Origin of the sequence: Enterococcus sp. AZ167 (assembly GCF_051714025.1) — a bacterium.
In the GTDB taxonomy this organism is placed as follows: domain Bacteria; phylum Bacillota; class Bacilli; order Lactobacillales; family Enterococcaceae; genus Enterococcus_D; species Enterococcus_D casseliflavus.
On sequence record NZ_JBIORB010000003.1, the window covers coordinates 309,832 to 317,570 of the forward strand.

Below are 7,739 nucleotides of genomic sequence, written 5' to 3' on the forward strand. Positions count from 1 at the left end.
GACAAAAAGTCGCGTAAAAATAGTGTTAACATCAATGGATACTAAAGGATTGATAATTTTTACCCGTTTTTCATGAAAATTTTCTAAAAACGTTAAAATGTTCGTGTTTACTGGCTAGAAACTGCGTTGTTTGGCTCATTGTTTTCTCATTAAAAGGTAAATTAATTAAAAATTCTTTCATAATTCCCAATGATTTTTACAAAACATTTACAATAATGGTATCGAATAAAAACATTCGTTTGTTATGATTAAAATCGAATTTCTTTGAGCGTTTGACCGAAACATCAAGAGTTCGTTTTTTTTGTGACTTGAAATGCCAGTCAACTATTCGGAGGAAAAAGAGAAAATGGAGGGGCAGTTTTGATAGAAGTAGTCGGGTTGAAGAAGGTTTTCGATAATAAGTTTGAAGCCTTGAAAGCAGTAGATTTTACAATAGAAAAAGGCGATTTGGTTTGTTTGTTGGGACCAAGTGGTTGTGGGAAATCGACGATATTGAATTTGATCGCGGGGTTGTTGAGTCCCACCGATGGTGATATCCGCTTTAATGGTTCTTCCGTTGTTAAGACCGAGCCAAAAGACCGCAATATCGGGTTTGTTTTTCAGAATTATGCCCTTTATCCCCATATGACTGTTTTAGAAAATGTCATGTTTCCACTGACAGTCGGAGAGAAAAAGATCAAGAAAAACGAAGCACAGAAAATTGCTGAAAAGTTCATGAAACTGACCAATATTGAAGAGTTAAGTCAGAAAAAACCAGGAACCCTTTCTGGGGGACAGCAGCAACGGGTAGCGATCACGCGTGCCTTGGTGCAAAGTCCAGAAGTCTTACTACTGGATGAACCATTAAGTAACTTAGATGCCCGTTTGCGCTTGAAGATCCGTGAAGAGATCCGTCGGTTAGTCAAAGAAGTGGGCATCACCACGATCTTCGTGACCCATGACCAAGAAGAAGCTCTTTCTATCAGTGATAAGATCATCTTGATGAACGAGGGGATCATTCAACAAAATGATGATCCGCAAAACCTTTACTTAGAACCAAACAATCTTTTTGTAGCGAAATTCATCGGTAATCCAATCATCAACATCTTGCCAGTAGAAGTCAAAGATGGCCAAATGATCCATCCTGCCTTCACTGTACCAGTTGACCGTTTTACTGACCTTCGCTTCAAGAAACCATTAACAGACGGCCAATACACGTTAGGCATTCGTCCAGAAGATGTGCTGACCACCTTGCAAGCAGGTTTGTTCCAAACGGAAGTCAAGAGTGTGGAGCTGATCGGACGAGAACGAATCTTGAACTTTGATCTGGCTGACAAACATATGAAATCGATCGTTAGTATTGAAGAAATCATTGAAGAAGGCGCGCAAGTGTCATTTGATTTTCATTACAAAAAAGCCTTTATCTTTGATGAAAAAGGAGAGCGGGTCTACTAATGTTCAAAAAAAATTATAACCCTGAGAACCAACCGAAAGCATGGCTGTTTTTACTGCCTTCATTGGTCATTATTTTCTTATTCAGTGTATATCCGCTGTTTCGTTCCTTCATCATGAGTTTCCAAAAAGGAACCTTGATTAACCAACAGTATGCTGGGCTTGAGAACTATCAAAGGGTTTTAACGGACCCAGTCTTCTTTCGAGCACTGCAAAATACGGCGCTCTTTGCTTTTGCGGTCGTACCGATCGCGTTGATCCTTTCTTTAGCGATTGCGTGGATCATTTTTGAAAAAGTCAAATACAAAAGTTTTTTTGAAACGATCTTTTTTATGCCTTATGTCACGAGTACGATTGCCATCGGGATCGTGTTTCGCTACTTTTTCAATGGCTCTTACGGGATCATCAACTATTTGTTGAGTCTTGTCGGCATTCCACCAGTCAACTGGCTGGATAATGTCAATATGAGTATGACGACCTTGATCATCTTTGGCGTTTGGACGAGCCTCGCCTTCAACATTATTATCTTGTTGGCAGGAATGCGCAACATCGACAAAGAACACTACAAAATCGCAAAAATGTTTGGCGCCACCGATGGCGAGATTTTTCGGAAAATCACCTTTCCGCAGTTGATCCCGACTTTTGCCTTCTTGTTAACGGTCAATCTGATCAGTGCCTTTAAAGTCTATACTCAAGTATATGCCTTGTTTGGCGGACAGCCAGGGATCGCCCGCAGTGCAACCACGGCAGTCTTTTATATTTATGACAAATTCCATATCGCCGGACGTCCGGGGATTGCAATGGCGGCAACCGTGATCTTGTTCATCATTATTTTGCTCGTCACCTTTATCCAAAATAAACTTTTGAAGAAAGTGGGCGAATAAACGAATGAAAAAAATTGTCAAGATTGTTTCGATGCTGTTTTTAGCAATTTTAGCAGTGATCACGCTGTTTCCCTTTGTCTATATGATTTTAGCTGGTCTAATGACCTACAGTGAAGCAACCAGTATTCCACCGACGATCATGCCAGAGTCTTTCCAGTGGAGCAACTACGGGGAAGTTTTTACCCGAGCACCGTTTTTACGCTACTTCTTTAATACGGTCTTCGTTTCCGCGGTGACGACTATCGCGACGCTGATCACTGCGATTCTAGCTGCCTTTGCATTGACTAGTCTTGAATTCAAATACAAACGGTTAGTTATCGGATTGATGATCTCGTTATTGATGGTTCCTTATGAATCGATCATTTTCACCAATTACAATACGATTGCGCGAATGGGCTTATTGAATACGTATAGTGCGTTGATCATTCCCTTTCTGACCAGTATTTTTTACATCTATTATTTAAACGGTTATTTACAAAGTATTTCTAATACCTTTTATAAGGCAGCCAAAATTGACGGTGCCAGCGACCTAGCTTATATCCGCCGAATTTTGATCCCCATGTCTAAACCAGCCTTGGTGACAGTCGGGATTCTGACGTTCATCTCTAGCTGGAATTCTTTCTTATGGCCGTTGTTAGTGACGAATGAGAAAAAATACCGTCTCTTAAATAATGGATTGGCTGCCTTTACCACAGAAAGCGGCAGCGATGTTCATTTACAGATGGCGGCAGCGACCTTGACCGTCATTCCAATTCTGATCATTTACTTGATCTTTAGAAAAGAAATTATCAAAGGAGTGGCTAAAGATGGCATCAAAGGATAAAACGACGATTACCTTTCATAGCGGGATCTTAACGATTGGAGGGACCGTCATCGAAGTTGCGTACAAAGATGCCCATATCTTTTTTGACTTCGGTTCGGAGTATCATCCAGAAACACCCTTACCAGATGAAGAATTACAAACGTTAGTTGCGCATCGCTGGATACCAGAACTGAAAAATGTCTACGATCCACGCTTAGATTACACGTACCAAGGAAGCGAAACGAAAGAATACCAAGAAACAGCAGTTTTTCTTTCCCACGCCCATCTGGATCATTCCAAGATGATCAACTTTTTAGACCCAAATATTCCTATGTACACCTTGAAGGAAACCAAAGCGATCCTCGAAGTGTTGAATCAAAAAGGGGACTTCTTGCTGCCCGTTCCTCATGAAGAAAAAAGCTTTGTCCGTGAATTGATCGGCTTAGAACCTCATGATGTGATTCGGGTCGGGGAAATCGAAGTCGAGATCATTCCAGTTGATCATGATGCGTACGGTGCGGCAGCTTTGTTGATTCGCACGCCAGATCATTTTATCGCTTATACCGGTGATTTGCGTTTGCATGGCTATCATCCAGAGCGTACCAAAGAATTCTGTCAGTTAGCCAAACACACGGATTTATTGATGATGGAAGGGGTCAGCATCAGCTTTCCAGAAAGAGAACCGGACCCCAAAGTGATCACAGTGGAAAGTGAAACAGAATTGATCGAGACCTTCGTGCGTTTGGTCAAAGAAAATCCCCAACGACAAATTACCTTCAATGGCTATCCAGCCAATGTCGAGCGCTTTATGGCGCTTGTTGAAGCCGCGCCGCGGACGGTTGTTTTAGAGGCGACGCAAGCTGCTTTGTTGAAAGAAATTTTCAATAAAGATGTACCGTTCTATACGATCGATGATCAAGTACCAGCGACTCTCGATCCAGCCTTCGCCATTTCTTATCAGGCATTATGTGCCGACACGAGCCAGTACCTTTGGCAAGCAGTCGCGCATTTTGAAAACTTGCAGACGGGTGGTTTGTATATTCACAGTGATGCGCAGCCGTTAGGCGATTTTGATCCAGCTTATCAAGTCTTTTTGGATCAATTGGCAGCACTGGAGATCGAATTTGTCCGTTTGCCAAACTCGGGACATGCGAAACCAGCTGATTTAGATCAGATCATTGCATGGATCGAGCCCCAACGATTGGTTCCAATCCATACGCTGAAACCAGAAAATCTGGTGAATCCGTATGGTGAAAGAATATTGCCGCAACGCGGTGAAAAAATTATTTTAGAGTGATAGAGGAGAGGAAAAAATGAAAACAAAGAAACTTGCATTTGCAGCAGCTGCAGCCGCGACATTGGTATTAGGGGCTTGTGGAAACAACAACGATTCATCTGGTTCTACGGAAAGTGATGAAATCGTTACAGAACTAAGCGAAGATACGACTGTCACCTTTTGGCATGCAATGAATGGTGCGCAAGAAGAATCATTGACGAAATTGACCGAGCAATTCATGGACGAAAATCCAAACATCAAGATCGAATTGCAGAACCAATCAAGCTATCCTGATTTGCAAGCAAAGGTGAATTCAACCTTGCCTTCACCAAAAGATCTGCCAACTATCACCCAAGCATATCCTGGTTGGTTATGGAATGCTGCCCAAGATGACATGCTAGTTGACCTTGGCGAATACATCAACGATGATACTATCGGTTGGGGTGACCAAGAAGAGATCCGCAGTGCCCTTTTAGATGGTGCACAAATCGACGGCGTGCAATACGGGATTCCTTTCAACAAATCTACAGAAATGCTGTTTTACAATGCAGACATGTTAGACGAGTATGGTATTGACGTACCAACAAACCTGGAAGAATTAAAAGAAGCTTCTCAAGAAATCTACGAAAAATCAAACGGTGAAGTCGTAGGTGCTGGTTTTGACTCATTAAACAACTACTATGCCATCGCAATGAAAAATCAAGGCGTTGATTTTGACAAAGACTTGCAACTAGACAGCGATGAATCAAAAGATGTCATCAACTACTACCTAGATGGTGTCAAAGACGGCTACTTCCGAATCGCTGGTTCTGACAAATACTTGTCTGGTCCATTTGCCAACGAGCAAATCGCAATGTATGTCGGCTCAATCGCAGGGGAAGGCTTTGTTAAAAAAGATACCGAAGGCAAATTTGAATATGACGTAGCAGCTCGTCCAGAACCAATCAACTTGCAACAAGGAACTGACTTGTATATGTTCAACAGCGCAACACCAGAGCAACGCACCGCTGCTTTTGAATACATGAAATACTTAACTTTGCCAGAAGCGCAAAAAACATGGGCGATCGATACCGGCTACATGCCAGTTGTTGAATCTGTTTTGGAAAGCGATGAATACAAAAACAATCCTGAAACAAAAGTCGCTGCCAAATTAGAAGATGCAACCAAAGAATTGTTCTCGATCCCAGTGATTGAAAATGCTGATCCTGCTTACAATGAAATGCGTTCAATCATGGAAAACATTTTGTCTAATACAGATCAAGATGTCGATCAATTGATTGAAAACGCAAAACCACAATTAGAAGATGCTTGGAACCAATAATTCTGAATTTCTTCGTCAAACTAGGGTATAATCAGGGAAACACCTGAGAATGAAAGACAAAAGGGTTTGTGCCATAAGATTTGAAGACACAAGAAAGCAGAAAATGCTGGCTTTCGAGGGTTTTCGACTTATGCGCATGCCCTTTTGGTCTATTGAGGGGAAAAGGAGTCTTTTGAATGAAAATCACGTTTTTAGAAACGAGCGATATGCATGGCTATGTTTATCCAACCAATTTTGCCGATGACACGGAACAAGGATTCGGCGTGGCAAAAGTTGCTACCAAAATGAAAGAGCTACGTCAAGCAGCCACCGGACCGGTCGTAACGATCGAAAATGGCGACTTTATCCAAGGCTCGCCCTTAAGCTATTACATCGCCAAAAGTCAGCACTCCGTTGCCGCATTGACCGCTGTCGTCAACCACCTAGACGTTGATGTCCATGTCTTAGGCAATCATGAGTTCAACTACGGTCTGCCTTATTTGCAAGAAGCGATCGCCAGCTACCAAACACCAGTACTCGCAGCGAATATTTTAAATGAAGCGGGAGAACCATTCTTTGGCCAAGCTTACACCATCATTGAAAAAGAAGGGGTAAAGATCGCGATCTTAGGAATGGTGACGCCATATATTCCTCATTGGGAACAGCCTGCGACGATTCGCGGGATGCAGTTTGTCAGCATCGTTGAGACAGCGAAAAACTATGTGCCTTACTTAAGAGAAAAAGCCGATATCGTTGTCGTCAGTTACCATGGCGGTTTCGAGCGTGATTTAGTCACTGGAGAACCGACCGAATTATTGACTGGTGAAAATGAGGGCTATCAATTATTGCAGGAAGTCTCAGGAATCGATGCGTTCTTCACAGGACACCAGCACCGTGAGATCGCCACAAAAATCAATGGTGTCCCCGTTGTACAGCCCGGTTATCGTGGAAGCTTTATCGGCGCCATCGAATTGACGGTTGAAAAAAATCAGACAGGGGTTCATGTCACAAACAGTACGGCTGCGTTGATCCCTGTTGCAGATGCTGTCCCAGATCAAGAGACGTTGGCTTTGTTAGCACCCATCGAAGAAGAATTACAAACCTGGCTAGATCAGCCGTTAGGCAAAGTCAGTGGGGATATGCGAATCACCGATCCGATGGGGGCACGCTTGAAAGAGCACCCTTATATTGAATTTATCAATCGTGTTCAGATGGCTGCCAGCGGCGCCAAAATTTCTGGTACTGCTCTTTTCAACAATGAGGGCAAAGGCTTTGGCGCAACCATCACGATGCGAGATGTGATCACTAATTATATTTACCCAAATACGTTAGCTGTAGTCAAAATAACAGGTGCCGAATTAAAAGCCGCTTTAGAACAAACGGCGGATTATTTAGCCGTTGTTGACGGTCAGATCGTCTTCAATCCTGCTTTTATTGAGCCAAAGCCGCAATATTATAACTACGATATGTATGAAGGCATCGAGTATACGATCGATCTTAGTCAACCCGTCGGTCAGCGAATCACCCGCTTGGACTTTGAAGAAAAAGCCATTGCGATGGATCAAGAATTAGAGATCGTCATTAACCAATACCGTGCAGTAGGTGGCGGCAACTACGCCATGTTTTCTGCCGAAAAAATCGTTCGTGAGATTCAAGTCGATATGACGGAACTGATTGCTGACTATTTAAAACAGCATCCTCAAATCGAAGCTACGACGAATCAAAACTTTCTAGTGACGTTATAACAGTAAAACGGGGGCGTGACATAAGTTAACTAGTTACGCTCTCCAAAATATAAGGAGCACTCGAAAATCATGTGATTTTTCGAGTGCTCCTTGTTTTTTTATTCATTTTGGGTAGTTCAAGTACCTATTTTTGTCAATTTCATCATATTGATTGCCGTAATGAGTAAACCCGTCTGTTTTCTGACTTTTTCTAAGCCCCTAACCGTGTATCGAGTGAAACCCAAACAAGCCTTCATAAATCCGAAGACTGTTTCCACGTCGATCTTTCTCCGACCATATATTTTTTGAATTTCAGGCGTTG

The 7,739-nt window shown here is 42.4% G+C and carries 7 protein-coding genes; 6 read left to right on the plus strand and 1 reads right to left on the minus strand.

Features of this window, described 5'->3' with window-relative positions; all coding sequences use genetic code 11:
* Positions 1-360: 360 nt before the first annotated feature.
* From IGJ05_RS15700 to IGJ05_RS15725, 6 genes are all read left to right on the plus strand, one after another.
* Positions 361-1,434, plus strand: coding sequence for an ABC transporter ATP-binding protein (locus tag IGJ05_RS15700; protein ID WP_005228012.1), 1,074 nt, complete (start codon positions 361-363; stop codon positions 1,432-1,434).
* The gene (locus tag IGJ05_RS15705) at positions 1,434-2,315 is read left to right on the plus strand and encodes a carbohydrate ABC transporter permease (protein ID WP_005228014.1); all 882 of its coding nucleotides are present in this window, start codon (positions 1,434-1,436) and stop codon (positions 2,313-2,315) included. Before IGJ05_RS15700 ends, IGJ05_RS15705 begins: the two co-directional genes overlap by 1 nt.
* A 4-nt stretch (positions 2,316-2,319) precedes the next feature.
* The gene (locus IGJ05_RS15710; RefSeq protein WP_266166516.1) at positions 2,320-3,138 is read left to right on the plus strand and encodes a carbohydrate ABC transporter permease; all 819 of its coding nucleotides are present in this window, start codon (positions 2,320-2,322) and stop codon (positions 3,136-3,138) included.
* A complete protein-coding gene (locus IGJ05_RS15715; RefSeq protein ID WP_010749113.1) occupies positions 3,122-4,414 on the plus strand; it encodes an MBL fold metallo-hydrolase in 1,293 nt (430 codons plus the stop codon). Before IGJ05_RS15710 ends, IGJ05_RS15715 begins: the two co-directional genes overlap by 17 nt.
* 16 nt (positions 4,415-4,430) lie before the next feature.
* Positions 4,431-5,714 (plus strand): ABC transporter substrate-binding protein, encoded by a 1,284-nt coding sequence (locus tag IGJ05_RS15720; RefSeq protein ID WP_010749114.1) that lies wholly within the window; start codon positions 4,431-4,433, stop codon positions 5,712-5,714.
* Positions 5,715-5,890: 176 nt separating this feature from the next.
* The gene (locus IGJ05_RS15725) at positions 5,891-7,438 is read left to right on the plus strand and encodes a bifunctional metallophosphatase/5'-nucleotidase (RefSeq protein ID WP_081116892.1); all 1,548 of its coding nucleotides are present in this window, start codon (positions 5,891-5,893) and stop codon (positions 7,436-7,438) included.
* Between the two features lie 116 nt (positions 7,439-7,554).
* Here the strand turns inward: IGJ05_RS15725 and IGJ05_RS15730 are convergent.
* Positions 7,555-7,739, minus strand: a 185-nt coding sequence (locus tag IGJ05_RS15730; RefSeq protein ID WP_438725355.1) for a transposase, incomplete at its 5' end; no start/stop codon positions are given.